The 21203-nt window shown below is 44.6% G+C and carries 18 protein-coding genes; 2 read left to right on the top strand and 16 right to left on the bottom strand.

Translation table 11 applies throughout. The annotated features are described in order from the left end of the window. The first annotated feature begins 7 nt into the window (after nt 1–7). Nucleotides 8–1081: a sulfate/molybdate ABC transporter ATP-binding protein gene (locus NSQ23_RS05695; protein ID WP_339173627.1), complete on the top strand. Its 1074-nt coding sequence runs from the start codon at nt 8–10 to the stop codon at nt 1079–1081. 266 nt (nt 1082–1347) lie between these two features. On the opposite strand, the gene gndA is transcribed toward NSQ23_RS05695, so the two are convergent. The 5 genes from gndA to mce form a co-directional block, all read right to left on the bottom strand. Next, on the bottom strand, nt 1348–2757 hold the full coding sequence (gene gndA / locus NSQ23_RS05690) for an NADP-dependent phosphogluconate dehydrogenase (RefSeq protein WP_339173625.1): 1410 nt from the start codon (nt 2755–2757) through the stop codon (nt 1348–1350). Nucleotides 2758–2821: 64 nt separating this feature from the next. Further along, on the bottom strand, nt 2822–3289 hold the full coding sequence (locus NSQ23_RS05685) for a chemotaxis protein CheW (RefSeq protein WP_339173623.1): 468 nt from the start codon (nt 3287–3289) through the stop codon (nt 2822–2824). A gap of 4 nt (nt 3290–3293) precedes the next feature. Further along, entirely contained in the window at nt 3294–4418 is a 1125-nt protein-coding gene (locus NSQ23_RS05680) for a tripeptidase T (RefSeq protein WP_339173621.1), read from the bottom strand. A 117-nt stretch (nt 4419–4535) separates the two neighbouring features. Continuing rightward, a complete protein-coding gene (locus NSQ23_RS05675; protein WP_339174306.1) occupies nt 4536–6086 on the bottom strand; it encodes an acyl-CoA carboxylase subunit beta in 1551 nt (516 codons plus the stop codon). After that, nucleotides 6083–6496 (bottom strand): methylmalonyl-CoA epimerase, encoded by a 414-nt coding sequence (gene mce, locus NSQ23_RS05670; RefSeq protein WP_339173619.1) that lies wholly within the window; start codon nt 6494–6496, stop codon nt 6083–6085. Before mce ends, NSQ23_RS05675 begins: the two co-directional genes overlap by 4 nt. Before the next feature lie 142 nt (nt 6497–6638). Here mce and prli42 point away from each other — a divergent pair, with 142 nt between their 5' ends. Continuing rightward, nucleotides 6639–6734: a stressosome-associated protein Prli42 gene (gene prli42, locus NSQ23_RS05665; protein ID WP_009373849.1), complete on the top strand. Its 96-nt coding sequence runs from the start codon at nt 6639–6641 to the stop codon at nt 6732–6734. 30 nt (nt 6735–6764) lie between these two features. On the opposite strand, the gene NSQ23_RS05660 is transcribed toward prli42, so the two are convergent. The 11 genes from NSQ23_RS05660 to bcd form a co-directional block, all read right to left on the bottom strand. Beyond that, nucleotides 6765–7268 (bottom strand): L,D-transpeptidase, encoded by a 504-nt coding sequence (locus tag NSQ23_RS05660; protein WP_339173615.1) that lies wholly within the window; start codon nt 7266–7268, stop codon nt 6765–6767. A 451-nt stretch (nt 7269–7719) separates the two neighbouring features. After that, complete coding sequence (locus NSQ23_RS05655) at nt 7720–8664, bottom strand: aromatic acid exporter family protein (RefSeq protein WP_339174303.1); 945 nt, start codon at nt 8662–8664, stop codon at nt 7720–7722. A gap of 58 nt (nt 8665–8722) precedes the next feature. Next, the gene (gene meaB, locus NSQ23_RS05650; protein WP_077428718.1) at nt 8723–9823 is read right to left on the bottom strand and encodes a methylmalonyl Co-A mutase-associated GTPase MeaB; all 1101 of its coding nucleotides are present in this window, start codon (nt 9821–9823) and stop codon (nt 8723–8725) included. Then, entirely contained in the window at nt 9820–12015 is a 2196-nt protein-coding gene (gene scpA / locus NSQ23_RS05645) for a methylmalonyl-CoA mutase (RefSeq protein ID WP_339173613.1), read from the bottom strand. The genes meaB and scpA overlap by 4 nt, the downstream gene beginning before the upstream one ends. Then, nucleotides 11999–14020, bottom strand: a complete 2022-nt coding sequence (locus tag NSQ23_RS05640; RefSeq protein ID WP_339173611.1) for a methylmalonyl-CoA mutase family protein — start codon at nt 14018–14020, stop codon at nt 11999–12001. The genes scpA and NSQ23_RS05640 overlap by 17 nt, the downstream gene beginning before the upstream one ends. Before the next feature lie 163 nt (nt 14021–14183). Then, nucleotides 14184–15482 carry a dihydrolipoamide acetyltransferase family protein gene (locus NSQ23_RS05635; RefSeq protein WP_339173609.1) on the bottom strand — a complete coding sequence of 433 codons (1299 nt, stop codon included), beginning with the start codon at nt 15480–15482 and terminating at the stop codon, nt 14184–14186. Nucleotides 15483–15494: 12 nt separating this feature from the next. Continuing rightward, nucleotides 15495–16478: an alpha-ketoacid dehydrogenase subunit beta gene (locus NSQ23_RS05630; protein ID WP_064220647.1), complete on the bottom strand. Its 984-nt coding sequence runs from the start codon at nt 16476–16478 to the stop codon at nt 15495–15497. Nucleotides 16479–16480: 2 nt separating this feature from the next. After that, entirely contained in the window at nt 16481–17479 is a 999-nt protein-coding gene (locus NSQ23_RS05625) for a thiamine pyrophosphate-dependent dehydrogenase E1 component subunit alpha (RefSeq protein WP_064220648.1), read from the bottom strand. 14 nt (nt 17480–17493) lie between these two features. Beyond that, on the bottom strand, nt 17494–18915 hold the full coding sequence (gene lpdA / locus NSQ23_RS05620) for a dihydrolipoyl dehydrogenase (RefSeq protein ID WP_339173603.1): 1422 nt from the start codon (nt 18913–18915) through the stop codon (nt 17494–17496). 12 nt (nt 18916–18927) lie between these two features. Next, nucleotides 18928–20028 (bottom strand): butyrate kinase, encoded by a 1101-nt coding sequence (gene buk, locus NSQ23_RS05615; protein ID WP_004889621.1) that lies wholly within the window; start codon nt 20026–20028, stop codon nt 18928–18930. A gap of 65 nt (nt 20029–20093) precedes the next feature. Next, nucleotides 20094–21197, bottom strand: a complete 1104-nt coding sequence (gene bcd, locus NSQ23_RS05610; protein WP_004889619.1) for a branched-chain amino acid dehydrogenase — start codon at nt 21195–21197, stop codon at nt 20094–20096. Nucleotides 21198–21203 lie beyond the last annotated feature (6 nt).

Genomic DNA, 21203 nt, shown 5'->3' with positions numbered 1-21203 from the left:
TTAAGAAATGAACATAACAATAAAAAATATAGCAAAATCGTACGGGTCATTTCACGTTCTTGACAATATTAATATCGACATTCATTCAGGAGAATTAGTAGCACTCTTAGGTCCGTCTGGCTCCGGAAAAACATCATTACTTCGTATCATCGCTGGATTAGAAACGGCTGATCAAGGGACGATTTTTTTTAATCATCAAGACATTACCAATATAAGTGCTAAAGAAAGAAAAGTAGGTTTTGTATTTCAACATTACGCATTATTTCGCCATATGAACGTTTTCGAAAATGTCGCCTACGGTCTAAAAGTTCGACCTAGAAAATTACGTCCTTCTAAAAAAGAAATAGAAGAAAAAGTATACGAATTACTACGATTAGTGAGATTGGAGGCTTTCGCTAACCGGTATCCTTCACAACTTTCTGGAGGACAAAGGCAGCGTGTCGCGTTAGCTAGAGCATTAGCAGTAGAGCCAAACGTACTATTACTCGATGAACCATTTGGTGCTTTAGACGCTAAAGTAAGAAAAGAGCTTCGACGCTGGTTAAGAAGGTTACATGATGATTTTCATATCACAAGCATTTTTGTCACTCATGACCAAGAAGAAGCACTAGATGTGGCTGATCGAGTAGTAATATTGAATGAAGGAAGAATTGAACAAATTGGTAGCCCCGAAGAAGTATATAATCATCCTAATAGCCCTTTTGTTTATGATTTTTTAGGAAATGTCAATTTATTTCATGGTCGTCTTCACAAAGGGAAATTTTATGTAGGCAATGTTCAAGTGGATGCTCCTGAATTTTCCGATATCGAAAATACGACCGCTGTTGGATATGTCCGTCCACATGAAATTAATATAGCAAAAATAAAAAGCAATAGCGATGAAGTTCCTGCGGTGATTACACATCTCCATGTAGCAGGCTCTATTGTTCACCTTGAATTAAAAAGAAACGATGCAGGAGAATTTTTAGAAGCTGAAATAACAAAAGAACGGTACGAAAATTTGCAATTAAAAATAGGAGAACAAGTGTTTGTGAAGCCAAAACAACTGAAAGTTTTTGTCCCTGAAGACTATTCGATATAAATGAAAATTCGTCTTTTAATGTTTTGCATTTTTTCGAGTAATACAAATTCCCTTACTTTCTCGTGCTCTTTACTAAAAGTTGTGCTTGATTTGTTCACATCACGCCTCATTTACCGTTCATTAGAAAAAATAAGGAAACGAATAATTTTTGAACCTTCTTGTTCAGTAAAACGTATCACTTCTCAAACACATGTTGTAGTGATGAACGAAATCTTACCTAGCATTGGAATAACACCCCCTAGAGCCATTTGCCCTAGGGGGTTCGTTTATTTCAACCATTCCGTATGGAACACGCCTTCTTTGTCGATGCGTTCGTATGTGTGCGCACCGAAGTAGTCGCGCTGTGCTTGAATCAGGTTCGCTGGCAATGTTTCCATCCGGTAGCTGTCGTAGTATGCTAAGGCGCTGGCAAATGCCGGAACCGGGATGCCGCGCATCGCTGCTGTTGCGACGATTTCACGGAGCGATTGTTGATAGTTTTCGACGATGTCTTTAAAGTATGGGTCAAGCAATAAGTTTGGCAACGCTGGATCACGGTCGTACGCTTCTTTAATTTTTTGTAAAAATTGTGCACGAATGATGCAGCCGCCGCGGAAAATCATCGCGATATTACCGTATTGTAAATTCCAGTTGTACTCTTCAGATGCGGCCTTCATTTGCGCAAAGCCTTGGGCGTACGAGCAAATTTTGCTCATGTAAAGCGCGCGGCGTACCGCTTCAATAAAGTGCGCACGATCTCCTTCATACGGCTTCACGGCAGGACCAGCTAATAGCTTGCTTGCTTTCACGCGCTCTTCTTTCATCGCCGAAATGAAGCGAGCAAATACCGATTCCGTAATAATCGGAAGCGGGACGCCTAAATCGAGCGCGTTTTGGCTCGTCCATTTCCCTGTTCCTTTTTGTCCTGCTTTGTCTAAAATGACATCGACAAGCGGCTTTCCTGTTTCTTCATCAATTTTCGTGAAAATATCTGCCGTAATTTCGATTAAATAGCTGTCTAATTCCCCTTTATTCCATTCCGCAAACACTTCATGAAGTTCTTGGGCATTTAATCCGAGCACATGTTTTAATAAAAAGTATGCCTCGGCAATTAATTGCATGTCGCCATATTCAATTCCGTTATGCACCATTTTTACGTAATGGCCCGCACCGTCTGGACCGATGTACGTTGTGCACGGCTCCCCATCGACTTTTGCCGCGATCGCTTCAAAAATCGGACGAACGAGTTCGTGCGCTTCTTTTTGTCCGCCCGGCATGATGGAAGGACCTTTCAACGCCCCTTCTTCTCCGCCGGAAACGCCTGTACCGATAAAATGAATGCCGAGTTCCGCAAGTTCTTTATTGCGACGTTGTGTATCTTTAAAATACGTATTGCCGCCATCGATGACGATATCGCCTTTTTCTAAATACGGCTTTAATTGTTCAATCGTTGCATCTGTTGCCGCTCCTGCTTTTACCATTAATAAAATTTTGCGTGGCTTCTCAAGTGCGTTAACAAACTCTTCGATGCTATATGTACCGACGATGTTTTTTCCTTCCGCTTCTCGTAAAAACTCGTCTGTTTTTTCACGCGAACGGTTATATACTGCTACCGAATACCCGCGGCTCTCAATATTGAGCGCCAAGTTTTTTCCCATGACCGCTAAACCGATCACACCAATTTGTTGTTTCGCCATAGTAAACGTTCCTTTCTATTTTTGTTTGTTCAACAAAGAACATACCATAATCTTCTTTTCTCGTTCAAGTGTTCTGTTTCTCATTCCTCATATGTTCTTTAATGGTGCTTGCTCCTTCTAAATTGTCAAACAAGATCATCGGGTCAATCACGGTAATGAGTCGATCAGGCAAATTCGCAATACCGATGAAATATGGCGTCTGTTGATAAGCAAGCATATTCACCTCCTTCATCATATGTGGTGGAATATCAATAATTTCTTTTGCATCATCCACGATAAATGCTACATGCATATCCCCCGTATGGACGACGATGAGCCGTGTTTTTTCTGTTTCCGTATATGGATGACGATATAAAATTTGCGACGTATCAAGCACGGGAACGATCTCACCGCGAATGCGAACAACGCCAGGCATGTACGAAGGCATGCTTGGAATGAGCGTCGGATGGCTCATCTTTTCAATGGAAACGACATGTTCAACCGGAATGGCGTATTGTTCATTAGACAATTGGAAAACGACGACTTTATTCATCGTTTCACCCCCTTGCAGCCACTTCCTCAATAATAGCGATGACCATTTCAGTTGCTTTGACAAGTTCTTCAATTGGCATACGTTCATTTGTTGTGTGAATATCTTCATAACCGATCGCTAAATTGACCGTTGGAATGCCAAATCCTGCAATGACGTTCGCATCGCTACCGCCGCCGCTGCGCAACAACTCATGTGGACGGCCAATTTTTTCAGCCGCTCGTTTTGCCACTTCAACAACATGATCTCCGTCGCCAAATTTAAATCCTGGATACATCACTTCCACATGAACATCTGCACGACCACCCATTTCTTCCGCTACGCGCTCAAACGCTTCTTTCATTTTTGCGACTTGTGCTTCCATTTTTTCTGGCACAAGGGAACGTGCCTCAGCTAAAATGTCCACGCGATCGCAAACGATGTTCGTTTGTGTTCCCCCTTCAAAACGGCCGATGTTTGCGGTTGTTTCTTCGTCAATGCGCCCAAGCGGCATTTGCGCAATTGCTTTTGCGGCGATCGTAATGGCTGATACACCGCGCTCTGGAGCGACACCCGCATGCGCTGTTTTTCCGTAAACAGTCACTTTCAACTTTGCTTGCGTCGGAGCAGCAACGATAATTTGTCCAACTTTTCCATCACTATCTAACGCATATCCAAATTTCGCTTGAATGAGCGATGGATCGAGCGCCTTCGCTCCAACAAGCCCCGACTCTTCACCGACAGTAATAATAAATTGAATGAGTCCATGAGGGATTTGTTTTTCTTTTAACATGCGGATCGCTTCAAACATCGCAGCAAGTCCCGCTTTATCGTCCGCTCCTAAAATCGTCGTACCATCTGTGACAATGTAACCGTCTTGAATGGACGGTTTTACCCCTTTGCCTGGCACAACGGTATCCATATGAGATGTAAAGTAAATCGGATCGACTCCTTCTTTTGTCGCTGGCAATGTGCAAATTAAATTTCCCGCCCCATGCCCTGTTTGCGCTGTCGTATCATCTTCAATGACGTGCAAACCGAGCGCTTCAAACTTTCCTTTCAACACATCCGCAATCTCGCGCTCATATTTCGTTTCCGAATCAATTTGCACAAGCTCTAAAAATTCTTCAACTAGACGCTGCTTATTGACCATCATACTTCCTCCTATGTATGTACTCATCTTTAAGTATAACGGATTTTTACATCGTTTGCGAAATCGTACGATTATTTTTCGAAAAACATATACCGCCAAACAACTGGCGGTATATACTTACAACGGAATATTCCCATGTTTCTTTTTCGGGCGTTCTTCCTGCTTATGACGAAGCATGTCGAGTGCTTGAATAAGCTTGATTCTCGTGTCACGTGGGTCGATAACATCATCAACCATGCCGTATTTCGCTGCAACATAAGGGTTGGCGAATTTATCGCGATATTCTTCAATTTTTTGCGCTCTTGTTTCTTCTGGATTCGGGCTATTTTCGATTTCGCCTGCAAAAATAATGTTCGCTGCCCCCTGTGGTCCCATAACAGCAATTTCTGCATTTGGCCATGCGTATACGACATCCGCTCCGATCGATTTACTGTTTAATGCAACATATGCCCCACCGTATGCTTTCCGTAAAATGACCGTTATTTTCGGCACGGTCGCTTCCGAATACGCATATAAAATTTTCGCCCCATGGCGAATGATACCCCCATGCTCTTGTTTGACTCCCGGGAAAAAGCCTGTCACGTCTTCAAACGTAATAATCGGAATGTTAAACGAGTCGCAAAAACGAATAAAGCGGGCTGCTTTATCCGATGAGTCAATATCTAGTCCTCCCGCCATAAACTTCGGTTGGTTGCATACAAGCCCGACAACTTCTCCTTTGATGCGAGCAAAGCCAATGACAATGTTTTTCGCAAAATCTTTTTGCACTTCCATAAACGATCCTTTATCAACGACTTGTAGCACAACGTTGCGCACATCGTACGGTCTGACCGCGTCAATTGGAATCGCATCCGCTAAATCAGGACGGTAGTCATCTTCATTCGCAACAGGCTTGATCGGTGGTTTTTCTTGGCAGTTTGCTGGCAAATAGCTTAACAGCCGTCGTACTTGGGCAAGCACGTCTTCTTCTGTCGCTCCTGAAAAATGAGCGTTTCCGCTAATTGTATTATGAACGCGGGCACCACCTAAATCTTCCGCACTAATTTTTTCTCCTGTCACCGTTTCAATCACTTTCGGTCCAGTAATAAACATTTGGCTCGTTTTTTCGACCATAAAAACAAAATCGGTAATGGCAGGTGAATAGACAGCACCACCCGCACATGGACCCATAATGACTGAAATTTGCGGAATGACGCCAGAATAGATGGAATTACGGTAAAAAATATGGCCGTAGCCATCGAGGGACAATACTCCTTCTTGAATGCGGGCACCACCGGAATCATTTAAACCAACGATTGGTACACCTGTTTTTGCTGCTAAGTCCATAATATTCGCAATTTTTTTCGCGTGCATTTCCCCAAGCGCGCCACCGAATACAGTAAAATCTTGTGAAAATACAAACACTGTTCGACCATCGATTTTCCCGTATCCTGTGACAACTCCGTCACCCGGACCTTTTTTTCCTGCTAATCCAAAATCGGTGCAACGATGTTCAATAAACGGGTTTAACTCGACGAACGTCCCTTCATCCAACAAAAGATCAATGCGCTCCCTTGCCGTTAATTTCCCTTTCGCGTGCTGCTTGGCGATTTTATCGTCGCCGCCACCGAGTTCAATTTCACGCCGGCGGTCATATAGCTCATTAATTTTATCATACATATCCATTATTGCCCGCCCTCTCTTTCACAAAGCTCGTACAATACTCCGTGAGCGGACTTTGGATGCATGAAGGCGATAAGCGCCCCTCCCGCTCCGCGTTTTGGTTGCTCATGAATCATGCGAATGCCATTATTTTTTAACTCCTGAATGCGCAGTTCAATATCATCGACGCCAAGCGCGACATGATGAATCCCTTCGCCTCTTTTTTCAATAAAAGAAGCAATTGGGCTATGTTCAGAAAGCGGCTCAAGCAATTCAATTTTTACATCGCCGACTTTTAAAAATGCTACCCTCACCTGCTCTGATTCGACCGTTTCAATGCCAACGCACGATAAACCGAGCGTATCCGTATAAAACGGAAGCGCCTCATCTAATGATTTCACAGCAATACCAATATGATCGACTTTTTTTACTTCCATTACCCCAGCCCCTTTGTTGTTCTCGGCTGCAAACCGTGTATGTATTTCGACACCTTTTTTCTTTTTTCCTTCTTTTTTTGCATGTTTTCATACTTGTTTGCCGAACAGCATGTTTGTACAATAGGAAGAAGAGGTGAAGATGATGCATTCAAAAAAAGTGCAAAAAATTGTTGTTTATTTAATGCTCGGTTCGATGCTGTTAACATCTTTGCTTGCTGGATTAAGCATGTGGATATAGAACAAGCTGACCGTATTCGGCCAGCTTGTTCTATTTAAGCGCCCCGTACTTTTTCCCGAGCTGATGAAATGATTCGTTCGTTTTTACGATCGCTACTTTCGTTCCTAATGGCACGTTCGGATATAGCGCTTCGACATCGCGATTATGCATGCGTACGCATCCTTCCGTTATATAACGTCCAATCGATTCGGGTCGATTCGTTCCATGAATGCCGTACGTTCGACCGTCCGTTCCACGTGCATCAAATCCGATCCATCTCGTACCAAGCGGGTTGTTCGGTGCTCCTCCTGGAATGTTTTTTTTCCGATAATAAGGATTTACTGCCTTAACAGTTACCGTAAATATCCCTTCTGGCGTGAGTGCATTCGTTTTTCCTGTCGCCACTCGATATATGCGTTCAATTTTCCCATGGCGAATAAAAGCAAGTTGGTTCGTTTGCTTATTGACAATAATCATCGGATCACCCACGCGCGGATTATCTCCAAGCGACCAAAGCGGTGAAAGAAAAAGAAAGAAAGCAAACAAAAACGGCATGATCTCACCCTTTTTTCATCCTATTTCGCGCAGGAGACTCCCACTTCAACGAACAAAGGAGTAAGTGGGAGAGGAATGCGCGTTCCCTCTTTCTTTTGTGTATGATATAATAGAGGCGTGGAGAAAACCGTTTAATAAAGGCACTCCAGTAACTGCTACTCGATGTATGGAGTTGGTTACAGGAAACGTTGTAACCGTAAAACATCGAGCGTGGGTCCGTCTGTTGTGTGTGGAAGCCAAGTACTGCCAACAGACATGCCGAGAGAATCGGTAACGATGCGGGCATGACCTGCATCGTTGGGTAGTCGTCAACCTGCCCCTGATGCAACCCCAAGTCAAGGAAGGAGGACAAAGTCCGTTTGCACTTCTGGGGAGTTGCAAGCCCCCACTTCAAGCGTTAGCTAAGTGGGGGTAGTTGACTATTGTGCATCAAAAAAGAGCGATCATACCGTTATAACTGACTTTTAATGATTAAATATTGCTCCATCTCTTTTACAAAATGCAAAAGAGCAGCTCGCTCTTCAAATTCCTCGCGCGTTTTTGGCAAAGGCATTTGTTGGAACTGCTTTTTCATCTCCTCAAGTTGTCGAATAAAACGGTCTGCTGTATTTCCCGGGTGAATCGCATCGCTTAATTCATCAATAAAATCGGCAATCATATTTCGTTGCTCGACCGTATATGTCATCGAACTAATGAGCGGCAGCATGCGTTCAATAATTTCAAATTGCCGTTCGCGCATACGAAAATATCGGTAATAATAATCTTCATTGCGTAAAAAATGGTTTTCAATGTTTTGTAACGCAAGCGCTTTTGCTCGCTTTAACGTATCGCTCGCTAGCGCAATTTCTTTCCCATCCCACAAGCTTTCGTTCGTCCGTAAATAATGAACAATTTCTTTAAAAATGATGCGAAATAAATCTTCTACAATCCGTTGATATTCTTTTAAATCTTTTTCCACGCTTGGCATGTACATATTGACAAGTAAAGCGATACCGATCCCGATGATCATTAACATCACTTCGTTATATACGAGAGACCACGTCATCGCTTTCGCCATGTATACGTGTAAAATAATAACCGCACTTGTCGCAATCCCTTCGGTCACTTTCAAGGCAACAGTCGTTGGAATGAAAAACAGCAGCAATAAACCGATCGAAAGCGGATGATAGCGAAGTCCTTCAAAAAAGAAAAATGAAAACAATAAGCCAACTAAACCGGCAACAAAGCGAGCGCGCGCTGTTTGCAATGACTTTTTTTTCGTCACTTGAATACAAAGTATTGTAATAATGCCGGCAGAAGCAAAATTTTCAAGATGCAACCATTGGGCAAGCGCAATGGCACTCGCTGTTCCAATCGCTGTTTTCACTGTTCGATAACCAATTTTTAACACAAACATCACACTCCGCCCTCATTATAACATATTCAACAATAAAAGGTGCCCATAACGGACACCTTTACGTTTGCTCGTATAAACGAATCAATTGCTGTGCGGCCATTGTGACCGGCTGTTTTCCTTCCATCACCTGTTGTTCAATGTTCGGCAATTGTTGCTGTACAGCCGGATGGTGAAAAAAGCGGATGTGTAAATAATCTTTAATCATCGCATGCAACCAATCTTTCATCTGTTCTCTTCTTCTCTCCTCAAATACACCCGATTGTTTTGTCGTTCGGACGAAGCGCTCGATCACGTCCCAAATTTGTTCAATTCCTTCTTTATAGAGAGAAGAACAAGTATATGCTTTCGTCTCCCATCCTTTCGTGGCATGGCGTAAATAATGTAAAATTTGATTATATTCTTCTTTCGCCAACTCTGCTTTCTGTTTATTATCCCCGTCTGCTTTATTAATAACGATCGCATCGACGAGTTCCATCATCCCCTTTTTCATTCCTTGCAGTTCATCACCAGCGCCTGTTAGCGCAAGCAATAGAAAAAAATCAACCATGCCGCGTACTGCCACTTCACTTTGACCAACACCGACCGTTTCCACGAGAATAATATCATATCCCGCTGCTTCACAAAGCAGCATCGTCTCACGTGTTTTCCGATGCACTCCCCCGAGCGTGCCACCCGATGGAGAAGGACGAATAAACGCACGCGGATGACGAGCTAAATATTCCATGCGCGTTTTATCGCCAAGAATGCTTCCACCTGTGAGCGAGCTGCTCGGATCGATCGCTAATACCGCAACCCGATGACCTTTATCGCATAAAAATTGTCCGAATGCTTCAATGAATGTACTTTTGCCTGCACCTGGAACACCAGTAATGCCAATGCGAACCGAACGCCCTACATAAGGAAGGAGCTCATGCAATATGCGCTGTGCCTTTTCTGTATGTTTTGCTGCATTGCTTTCAATAAGTGTAATCGCTTGTGCTAAAATGGTGCGATTATTATTTAATACACCTGCGACATATTCTTCAATCGAAAGCTCTTTTCTTTTTACCCATCGTCTTTCTTTTGTCGGCTGAACACGATCGTTTCCTTTCACGTACGACGTTGCAAACATATTGTGGTCATCCACCCATTCTGGTCGAGATGTTCGCTCCTCACTCATTCGCTCACTTCCTCGTAACCGAGTCGTCGATAAATTTCGTGCAACACTTTTTGAGCTGCGACCGGGATGATCGTACCTGGTCCAAAAATAGCCGCTGCACCATGTTCATATAAAAATTCGTAATCTTGTGGTGGGATGACGCCACCAACGACAACAATAATATCTTCTCGCCCTAGTTTGCGTAACTCTTCCACAAGCTGTGGCAGTAACGTTTTATGTCCAGCAGCGAGCGAGCTCATCCCAACGACGTGAACATCGTTTTCAACCGCTTGCCGCGCTGTCTCTTCTGGTGTTTGAAAGAGCGGACCGATATCAACGTCAAAACCTAAATCCGCAAATGCGGTGGCGATCACTTTTGCTCCGCGGTCGTGTCCATCTTGTCCCATTTTTGCAATCAAAATGCGCGGTCTCCTTCCTTCTAACTCGTAAAATTCGTCCGTCATTTTTTTCACACGTACAATTTCTTCTTCGTTCGTAAACTCTGCGCTATATACACCGCTAACGGAACGAATGACCGCCTTATGTCTACCTGCCACTTTTTCAATGGCGTCTGAAATTTCACCTAACGTCGCACGAGCGCGCGCGGCTTCAACCGCTAACTCGAGCAAGTTCCCTTCGCCTGTTTCTGCCGCTTTCGTAATCGCTTGCAACGTTTGTTGCACGCGCGCTTCATCCCGAGACGCACGCAACTGTTTTAATTTTTCGATTTGTCGCATGCGCACAGCCGTATTATCGACTTCTAAAATATCGATCGGCTCTTCTTTTTCTGGACGATATTTATTCACACCGATAATCGTCTCCGCACCAGAATCAATTTTGGCTTGCCGTCTTGCTGCTGCTTCCTCGATGCGCATTTTTGGTAACCCTGTTTCAATCGCTTTCGCCATCCCACCAAGATTTTCGATTTCTTCGATGTGTGCCCACGCACGCTTCATTAATTCGTTCGTTAATGTTTCCACATAATACGAGCCTGCCCATGGGTCAATGACTTGGCAAATGCCTGTTTCTTCTTGTAAATAAAGCTGTGTATTGCGCGCGATGCGGGCGGAAAAGTCAGTCGGCAATGCAATCGCCTCATCAAGTGCATTCGTATGAAGCGACTGCGTATGTCCCATCGCTGCAGCATGCGCTTCTAAACATGTCCGTACGACGTTGTTAAACGGATCTTGTTCCGTTAAGCTCCATCCTGATGTTTGCGAATGTGTACGAAGAGCAAGCGATTTTGGATTTTTCGGATGAAACGTCTTCATCATTTTTGCCCAAATGAGGCGCGCTGCCCGCATTTTCGCTACTTCCATAAAATAGTTCATGCCGATTGCCCAGAAAAACGATAGGCGTGGAGCAAATGAATCAATGTCAATGCCTGCTTTTAAGCCTGTACGCACATACTCAAGCCCATCGGCAAGTGTATAGGCAAGCTCAATATCCGCCGGCGCACCAGCTTCCTGCATGTGATAGCCGGAAATGCTAATGCTATTGAATTTTGGCATATATTTTGCAGTATAGGCGAAAATGTCGGCGATAATGCGCATCGACGTTTCTGGCGGATAAATATACGTATTGCGCACCATATATTCTTTTAAAATGTCGTTTTGGATTGTGCCGGACAGTTTGTCTTGCGTCACTCCCTGCTCTTCGGCGGTAACGATGTAAAACGCCATGATTGGGAGCACAGCCCCGTTCATCGTCATCGATACGGACATTTGATCAAGCGGAATGCCATCGAATAAAATTTTCATATCGAGCACCGAATCGATAGCGACCCCTGCTTTGCCGACATCGCCGACGACGCGTGGATGGTCAGAATCATAGCCGCGGTGGGTGGCAAGGTCAAACGCAACCGACAACCCTTTTTGCCCCATCGCTAAATTGCGGCGGTAAAAGGCGTTGCTTTCTTCTGCCGTAGAAAAACCTGCATATTGGCGAATCGTCCACGGTCGAACGACGTACATTGTCGGGTACGGTCCGCGCAAATATGGCGGAATGCCTGGCATATAATCGAGAAAATCAAATCCTTCAATATCTTTTTTTGTATATAGCGGTTTAAGCGCAATTTGTTCATTTGTTTGGAAGAAAAGGTCGTCAATGGATGTTTGCAGCTTTTCTTCGATTGCCTGCTTCCATTGTTGTTCGCTCACCGTATCGCCTTTGCGTTGGAAAGGAATATTCGTAAAATCAACTTTCCGCTCCATCTAAAGCCACCCCCATTTCCTTCATAAACGCCACAAGCGTTTCGTAGCAATTAGAACCGATATGAATAAATCCGTCCACCCCCGCTTCTATAAAAGTGGTTTCGATTTCCAGCGGTTGTTTTCCAGCGACGTAGACGTTTCGCGGCGGATTCGCATCCTTTAACGCTTTCGCAATCGCCGGAACCGCTTCCGGATAGCTTTCGTCTGTTCCGCAAATGATATAATGCGTTCCGTCTGCTTCTAACGCCCCTTTTATCGCCTCGTCAACCGACATATAGCCGTCATTTTTCACGACAGCGAATCCACCCGCTTCAAAAAAGCCGCTCATAAAATCAGCGCGCGCTTTATGATGGGCGATGGCGCCGAGATTGATGAGATGCACGGTTGGACGCTTTCCGTGCGTTTCTAAATGCCGCTCCGCTGCTTGGCGCAGCTGCTCAAACGGCTCAGACAGCCGCCATTGGCGAACTGGGGAAATGGCAATCGACGGACCGGTCATCGCGAGCGCAGCATCAATTCCTCGAGCGGTCGCTCGACGACGGACGAAAGCAATGGCACTATCTAGCCAATTTCCGGTCCGCTCCATCGTTTCACCATCATACGATTCATCTTTTGTCGGCGATACAGATTGGATATTCGGTTTTGGCTCTGCTACATTCGCATAGACATTTGTACCAATGATGCGCTCTTTGCGCATTTTGACGTTTTGTTCGCGCAGCTTGGCGATGTTTTCGATTTCTGCTTGCACCACTCCTGCTTGGAGCGCTTTTGTCACGCCGCCTTTTGCTTCGATTTGTTGAAATAGCTTCCATGCAGCTTCTGCAATTTGTGCCGTTAGCGTTTCAACGTAATACGAACCGCCAGCCGGGTCGATGACTTTCCCGATGTGCGCTTCTTCTAGTAAAATCAATTGTGTATTACGGGCAATTCTTCGTGAAAACTCATCCGCTGGTCGAATCGCTTCGTCAAACGGGGAAACGTGTAAACTATTCGCCCCACCGACAATCGCAGCAAACGCTTCTGCTGATGCCCGAAGCATGTTTACATACGGGTCATAAACCGTTTTCGTGAAATACGACGTTCGCGCATGAAGCGACATTTTTTGCGCTCGTTCGCTGCCGCCAAACGCTTGAATAATATTCGACCACATCGCACGAGCCGCGCGCAGTTTCGCGATTTCCATAAAAAAGTCAGCACCGATCGCGAACGAAAAACTCATTCGTTCGGCCACCTCATCGACCGTCAACCCGCGCTTTAAACATTCGTTGATATATTCGACGGCAGTCGCAAACGAAAACGCTAACTCTTGCACCGCATTGGCCCCACCGTGATGATACGGTTCTCCGTGAACGATGATCGTTTTTATCAAAGGCAGCTGTTCTTTCGCCCATCTCGTCACATCCGCCATCACGTCATACAGCGTCGAAAGCGACGTAGGAAGTTCTCCTTTTATCGCTAATGCCGAAAGCGGGTCCATGCCGATTGTTCCGCGCAATGAATCGAGCGGAAGTTGTTGCTTATGAAAATAAGCGATAAACAGCGCCAAAACTGACAACGAACATGCCCCTGCATCGAGACGAATCGAATAGTCGGAAAGCGAAATGCCAGAAAACATCGTTTCGACATCCTCTAGCGACGTGATAGAAAATCCGAGCTCGTCTAAAATAAGATGAATTTCCGTCTGTCCTCTTGCGATATCGTATGTTGCGATTTCGTTCCATTCCTTAGGACTTTTGGCAGAAATGGCTTGACTGACTGCCCATGGCTTTTTCATATACCCATCCGGCTCCGTCCCGCGCACATAGCTAGGAAACCCCGGATATTGCTCAGGAGTTGTCTCTATGTCGCTTCGTATATAGATCGGTTTTATTTGTAGTTGCTCATACGTTGTTGTCACTAACTTTTCAAGCGGTTTTCCTTTAAGCGATTTTTCTGCTTCTTGTTCCCATTCGTCATATTTCGGAATAGGAAACGAGGCGTTTTTCATCGTTAACAAATCCGCCATTAACAACCCCTCCCCTTTGAAGACATTTAAAGCGCTTTCTTTTCAATTTTTGAAACATTCATTACATATTTATTGTAGTATATATAGACTGCTTGGGCAACGAACAAGTGTAAAATGGATAATATGATGAAAGAGGGGTCCTAAGTGGACACCCTCTTTTCATTTAATAAATTGGCGTATTGTCTTTCGATATGTTTTCTAAAATTTGTTTCACGCGCGCTAAGAAGCGACCGCAAATTAAGCCGTCTAGGACGCGATGGTCAAGCGATAAGCACAAGTTGACCATGTCGCGAATCGCGATCATGCCGTCTTTCACGACAGGACGTTTGACGATCGATTCGACTTGTAAAATCGCCGCTTGTGGATAGTTGATGATTCCCATGGATTGAACGGAGCCAAACGAACCTGTATTGTTAACCGTAAACGTACCACCTTGCATATCTTCCGGACGGAGCTTGCCTGCGCGCACTTTTGCGGCTAATTCCGCAATCTCACGTGCAATCCCTTTAATCGATTTTTCATCCGCATGTTTAATAACTGGGACAAAAAGTGCGTCATCTGTCGCTACGGCAATTGAAATGTTAATATCTTTCTTTTGAACAATTTTGTCTCCTGCCCACATCGAGTTCATTTGTGGGAATTCTTTTAACGCTTGAGCCACCGCTTTTACAAAAAACGCAAAATACGTTAAGTTAAACCCTTCGCGCTTTTTAAATTCGTCTTTAATCGAATCGCGATAAGCGACTAAGTTCGTCACATCGACTTCAACCATCGTCCATGCGTGCGGTGCTTCATGTTTACTGCGAAGCATGTTTGTCGCAATGGCTTTACGCACTGGTGTGACAGGAATTTCGATGTCGCCCGCTTGCACAGAAACGCTCGGTGCTTGCTGTTTTGGTAATTCCACTTTTGGTGCGACTTCCTGTTTCGATACTTCTACTTGTTGGACCGGCTCGGCGACTTGCTTTGGCGCATCTGCTTTTGGCACGTTACCAGACTCAATGAATTTGAGTAAATCTTTGCGCGTAATGCGACCGCCCATACCTGTTCCTGTCACTTGTGTTAAATCGATGTTATGTTCTTGCGCTAGACGAAGAACAGCTGGCGAATAGCGTCCGCGCTCACCGCCTTGCTTTTTCATCGGTTGTTTATTCGCTTGTTCATTCGTCGGCGGCAATTCGTTTTCCACGCTCGTTTGCTTTTCTTCTACTTGTCCTTCTCCTTCGACTTCAATCGTACAAATGACGGCACCAACAGGCAATGTTTCCCCTTCTTTTGCGATAATTTCTTTAATAACACCAGCAAATGAAGATGGAATTTCTGCATTGACTTTATCGGTCATTACTTCAGCAAGTGGATCGTATTTATTGACGCGATCGCCGACAGATACAAGCCATTGGCTGATCGTTCCTTCCGTTACACTTTCGCCAAGCTGTGGCATCGTGATTTTCTCTATCGCCATCGTCACTCCTCCTTAAAACTGCGCCAATTCACGCATGGCCTTTTCAACTTTATCTGGGTTAACCATAAAGAATTTTTCCATCGTTGGCGCATACGGCATCGCTGGAACGTCTGGACCAGCGAGGCGCATAATTGGCGCGTCTAAGTCAAATAAGCAATGCTCAGCAATAATTGCCGCCACTTCGCTCATGACGCTTCCTTCTTTATTGTCTTCTGTCACAAGCAACACTTTTCCTGTTTTGCTTGCCGCTTCAATAATCGCTTCTTTATCGAGCGGATATACCGTACGCAAATCTAAAATGTGGGCAGAAATGCCTTCTTGCGCCAATTTTTCAGCAGCTTGTAATGCGAAATGAACACATAAACCGTACGTAATAACTGTAATGTCTTCCCCCTCACGTTTAACGTCCGCTTTACCAATTGGTAGCACATAATCATCTGTCGGCACTTTCCCTTTAATGAGGCGATATGCTCGTTTATGCTCAAAAAACAGCACCGGATCCTCATCGCGAATAGCCGCTTTTAATAACCCTTTTACATCGTATGGTGTAGATGGCATAACAATTTTTAATCCCGGTTGATTCGCAAAAATCGCTTCAACGGATTGAGAATGATATAGCGCTCCGTGAACGCCGCCGCCATATGGGGCACGAATGACAATCGGACAGTTCCAATCGTTATTGGAGCGATAACGAATGCGCGCTGCTTCAGAAATAATTTGGTTTACAGCAGGCATAATAAAGTCCGCAAATTGAATTTCTGCAATTGGACGCAATCCGTACATCGCAGCGCCAATGCCGACGCCAACGATCGCAGATTCCGCAAGCGGCGTATCAATGACGCGTTCTTCTCCAAATTGATCATATAGCCCTTGCGTTGCTTTAAATACGCCCCCTTTTTTTCCGACATCTTCCCCAAGTACGAATACGCGCGGGTCACGTTCCATTTCTTCGCGAATAGCCATCGTAACGGCATCGATATATGAAATGACAGGCATATTTATTCCTCCTCTGCGTATACGTATTTCAACGCATGTTCTGGTTGTGCATATGGTGCTTTTTCTGCGTAGTCCGTCGCTTCGTTTACTTGTTTCATGACGCGATCATGAATTTCTTTTTCCAGTTCATCCGTTAATACGCCTACTTCTTTTAAGTAGTTTGCAAATAAGGAAATTGGATCTTTTGATTTTGCTTCGGCAATTTCTTCAGGTGTACGATATGCGCGGTCATCATCATCCGATGAATGTGCCGTTAAACGATAAGCAACCGTTTCAATTAACGTTGGTCCTTCACCGCGGCGTGCACGATCGGCTGCTTCTTTTACGACGCGATATACTTCCAATGGATCTGTACCATCAACAGTATAGCCCGGCATGCCGTAGCCGATAGCACGGTCGGATACTTTTTCACAAGCTAATTGCTTTCCAATCGGAACTGAAATCGCATATTTATTGTTTTCGCACATAAAAATGACCGGCAATTTATGAACGCCTGCAAAGTTTGCTCCTTCGTGGAAATCGCCTTGGTTAGAAGACCCTTCCCCAAATGTAACAAACGATACGAAATCTTTTTTCTCCATTTTTGCTGCTAAAGCGATACCGACGGCATGTGGCACTTGCGTTGTAACAGGCGAAGAACCTGTGACGATGCGGTTTTTCTTTTTCCCGAAATGCCCTGGCATTTGGCGACCGCCAGAGTTTGGATCTTCCGCTTTTGCAAATGCGGAAAGCATCAATTCTGTCGGCGTCATCCCAAACGTTAATACGACACCCATATCGCGATAATATGGCAATACGTAATCTTTCGTGCGATCTAAAGCGAATGCTGCTCCTACTTGCGCCGCTTCTTGCCCTTGGCAAGAGATCACGAATGGAATTTTACCTGCGCGGTTTAATAACCACATCCGTTCGTCAATTTTACGTGCTAACACCATCGTTTCATACATTTGTAAAACGGTTTCATCGCTTAAACCGAGTTGTTTATGACGATTTTCCGCCATCATTCATTCCTCCTTTAAAAATGAATCGCTTTTCCATCAACAGCAAGCGCTGCTTCCATCATCGCCTCTGACAGCGTCGGATGCGGATGAATGGTGTGAGCAATTTCCCACGGTGTCGCATCAAGCACACGTGCTAATCCAGCTTCGGAAATCATATCTGTGACGTGCGGACCAACCATATGTACGCCGAGCAAATCGTCTGTTTTTGCATCAGCAACAATTTTTACAAACCCTTCAGCTTCTCCGTATACAAGTGCCTTTCCGATCGCTTTAAATGGGAATTTGCCGACTTTCACGTCATACCCTTTTGCTTTCGCTTCTTCTTCTGTTAAACCAACGCTCGCGGCTTCCGGACGACTATAAATGCATTTTGGCACCATCGCATAATCAAGTGGGTGAACCTCTTTTCCAGCAAGATGCTCAATCGCAATAATCCCTTCATGTGAAGCGACATGAGCAAGCTGTAAGCCACCGATCACATCCCCAATGGCGTAAATATGTTTTTCTTTTGTTTGATAGTATTCATTCGTTTGAATAAAGCCTTTTTCAATGACAATGTCAGTATTTTCTAATCCAATACCTTCAATATTTGCTTGACGTCCAACGGAAACGAGCATTTTGTCTGCTGTAAACGTTTCATTTTGTCCGTTGATTTCTGCTTGAATGCGGACACCATTTTCAACAACGAGTGTGTCAGGCAATACTTTTGCTTTTGTAACGATGCGTACACCACGTTGTTTTAATATTTTTTCAATTTCTTTGGAGACATCGCGATCTTCTGTCGGCAAAATGCAATCTGCATATTCAATGACCGTAACATCCACGCCAAAGTCATTCAACATCGATGCCCATTCGATGCCGATGACGCCACCACCGACAATAATGATCGAAGATGGCAACGTCTCCATACGCAATGCTTCATCTGACGTCATAACGAATTGACCGTCAATGGTTAAGCCAGGCAACGTACGTGGACGGGAACCTGTTGCAATAACAACATACTTCGGCACAAGCATTTCATTTTCCGTTCCATCATTCATCTCAACTGAAATCGTTCCTGGCATCGGTGAAAAAATGGATGGGCCTAGAATGCGCCCTGTCCCTTCATATACATCGATTTTCCCTTTTTTCATTAACATGTGGATGCCTTTATGCAGTTGATCAATAATGGCTTGTTTGCGCGCTTGTACTTTAGAAAAATCTAATCGTACCTCGCTAGCTACTACACCAAACGTTTCACTTTCTTTCGTTTGTGCATACACTTCCGCGCTCCGTAATAATGCTTTGCTTGGAATACATCCCGCATGCAAACACGTTCCTCCAAGTTTTCCTTTTTCGACAACCGCTGTTTTTAAACCGAGCTGAGCAGCGCGAATCGCAGCGACATATCCGCCCGTTCCGCCCCCAAGTATGACTACATCGTATTCTTTTGCCATCGTTTCATCCCCTTAAACCGTTGTTTTGACCGCTTGTGGATATTGTTTCGCTTCTTCTTCTCCGCGCAATACGCGAAGCGCCCCTTCAGCAAGCGCCTGCAGTTCATTCTCTCCTGGTTGCACGATAACATCGGCAATCCATTGTACGCGATCCGCAATTTCTTTCACAAACTGTTTTCCGTATGCTAAACCGCCCGTTAAAATAATGGCATCAACTTTTCCTGATAATACTGCGCTTGCAGCTCCAATTTCTTTCGCTACTTGATACGCCATCGCACTGTAAATGAGCTTCGCCTTTTCGTCGCCATTTTCAATCATTTTTTCGACTTTCACCGCATCGTTCGTCCCTAAATAGCCAACGAGCCCCCCGCCACCAACGAGCATGCGCATAATTTCCTCACGATAATATTCACCAGAGAAACAGAGAGAAACGAGATCACCCGCTGGCACAGTACCGGCACGTTCAGGGCTAAACGGACCTTCTCCGTCCAATCCGTTGTTGACATCAATAACGCGTCCGCGTTGATGTGCACCAACTGTAATACCCCCGCCCATATGCGCGACGATGAAATTGACTTCCTCATATGTTTTTCCCATTTGTTTAGCAACACGACGCGCTACTGCTTTTTGATTTAACGCGTGGAAAATGCTGCGACGCTCAATTAATGAAAATCCAGAAACGCGAGCAATCGGGTCAAGTTCATCTACAACGACTGGATCGACGATAAACGCTGGAATGTTTAATGCTGAAGCAATTTCGTGCGCTAAAATTCCACCGAGATTCGAAGCGTGCGGGCCTGAGTATCCGCGCTTTAAATCTTGCAGCATCGCCTCATTGACAGCATATGTGCCACCTTCAATCGGACGAAGTAAGCCACCGCGTCCGCATACTGCATCGAGCTTAGAAATATTAATTCCTTCATGGTCAAGCGTTTCTAAAATCGTTTGTTTGCGAAATTCGTATTGGTCAATAATTTTTTTATACGCTCGTAACGCTTCTGTATCATGACGAATCGTTTTTTCTAAAATGGAGCGCTCGTTATCAAAGACGCCAATTTTCGTTGACGTCGATCCCGGATTAATGACTAAGATGCGAAATGAATGTTCCTGCAATGTGTAACCCTCCATTTTTATCATCGACGAAGCGAGAACATACGTCCTCGCTTCATTGCATATTTTTAGCGCGTACGGCGACGGCTTAAAATGTGTTGACCGTTTTGTAAAAATTGGCTACGTGATTGACGCATTTTCGCAATGCGTTCTTCAGCTAAACGGTCGGCTGCTTGGTATGTTGGAATGCCGTCACGTTTCGCAATTTCGATGACTTTTTCAATATTGTTGTAAATTTGCTCAACTTTTTTCAGCGCACGTTCGCGGTTGTATCCATATAACTCATCCGCTACGTTAATGACGCCACCCGCGTTAATGACGTAGTCTGGCGCATAAACGATACCCATTTCATGAATGATGTCTCCATGTCTTGCTTCACGCAATTGATTGTTCGCAGCACCGGCAATAACTTTTGCTTTCAATTGTGGAATTGTTTGGTCGTTAATAATTCCTCCAAGCGCACATGGAGCGAAAATGTCGCATTGCACACTATAAATATCGTTCGGGTCTACCGCTTGCGCCCCAAATTCTTCAACAACGCGTTGCACCGCCTCTTTATTAATGTCTGTAACGATCAGCCTCGCTCCTTCTTCATGAAGATGACGGCATAAATTGTAAGCAACATTACCAACACCTTGTACCGCGATCACTTTTCCTTCAAGCGAATCGCTACCAAATGCTTCTTTTGCCGCTGCTTTCATACCGCGATACACGCCGTATGCAGTAATCGGAGAAGGATTTCCAGATGAACCGAACGCTGGTGAAATACCTGTCACATAGTCTGTTTCTTCATAAATAATATCCATATCAGCAACCGTTGTACCAACGTCTTCCGCTGTAATATAACGGCCATTTAACCCTTGAATGAAGCGACCGAACGCACGGAACATCGCTTCGTTTTTATCTTTACGCGGATCCCCAATGATAACCGCTTTTCCACCGCCAAGATTTAATCCAGCTGCTGCGTTTTTGTATGTCATCCCACGCGCTAAACGAAGCGCATCTTCAATGGCTGCATCTTCTGATTCATACATCCACATGCGCGTACCGCCTAACGCTGGTCCAAGCGTTGTATCGTGAATCGCAATGATCGCTTTTAATCCTGATTCTTTATCTTGGCAAAATACTAATTGCTCATAGTCGTATTGTTCCATATATTTAAAAATCTCCATCTTTCG

Origin of the sequence: Anoxybacillus sp. FSL W8-1294 (genome assembly GCF_037965005.1) — a bacterium.
GTDB classification, from domain to species: domain Bacteria; phylum Bacillota; class Bacilli; order Bacillales; family Anoxybacillaceae; genus Anoxybacillus; species Anoxybacillus flavithermus_G.
This window is presented reverse-complemented; position numbering and strand designations above follow the sequence as displayed.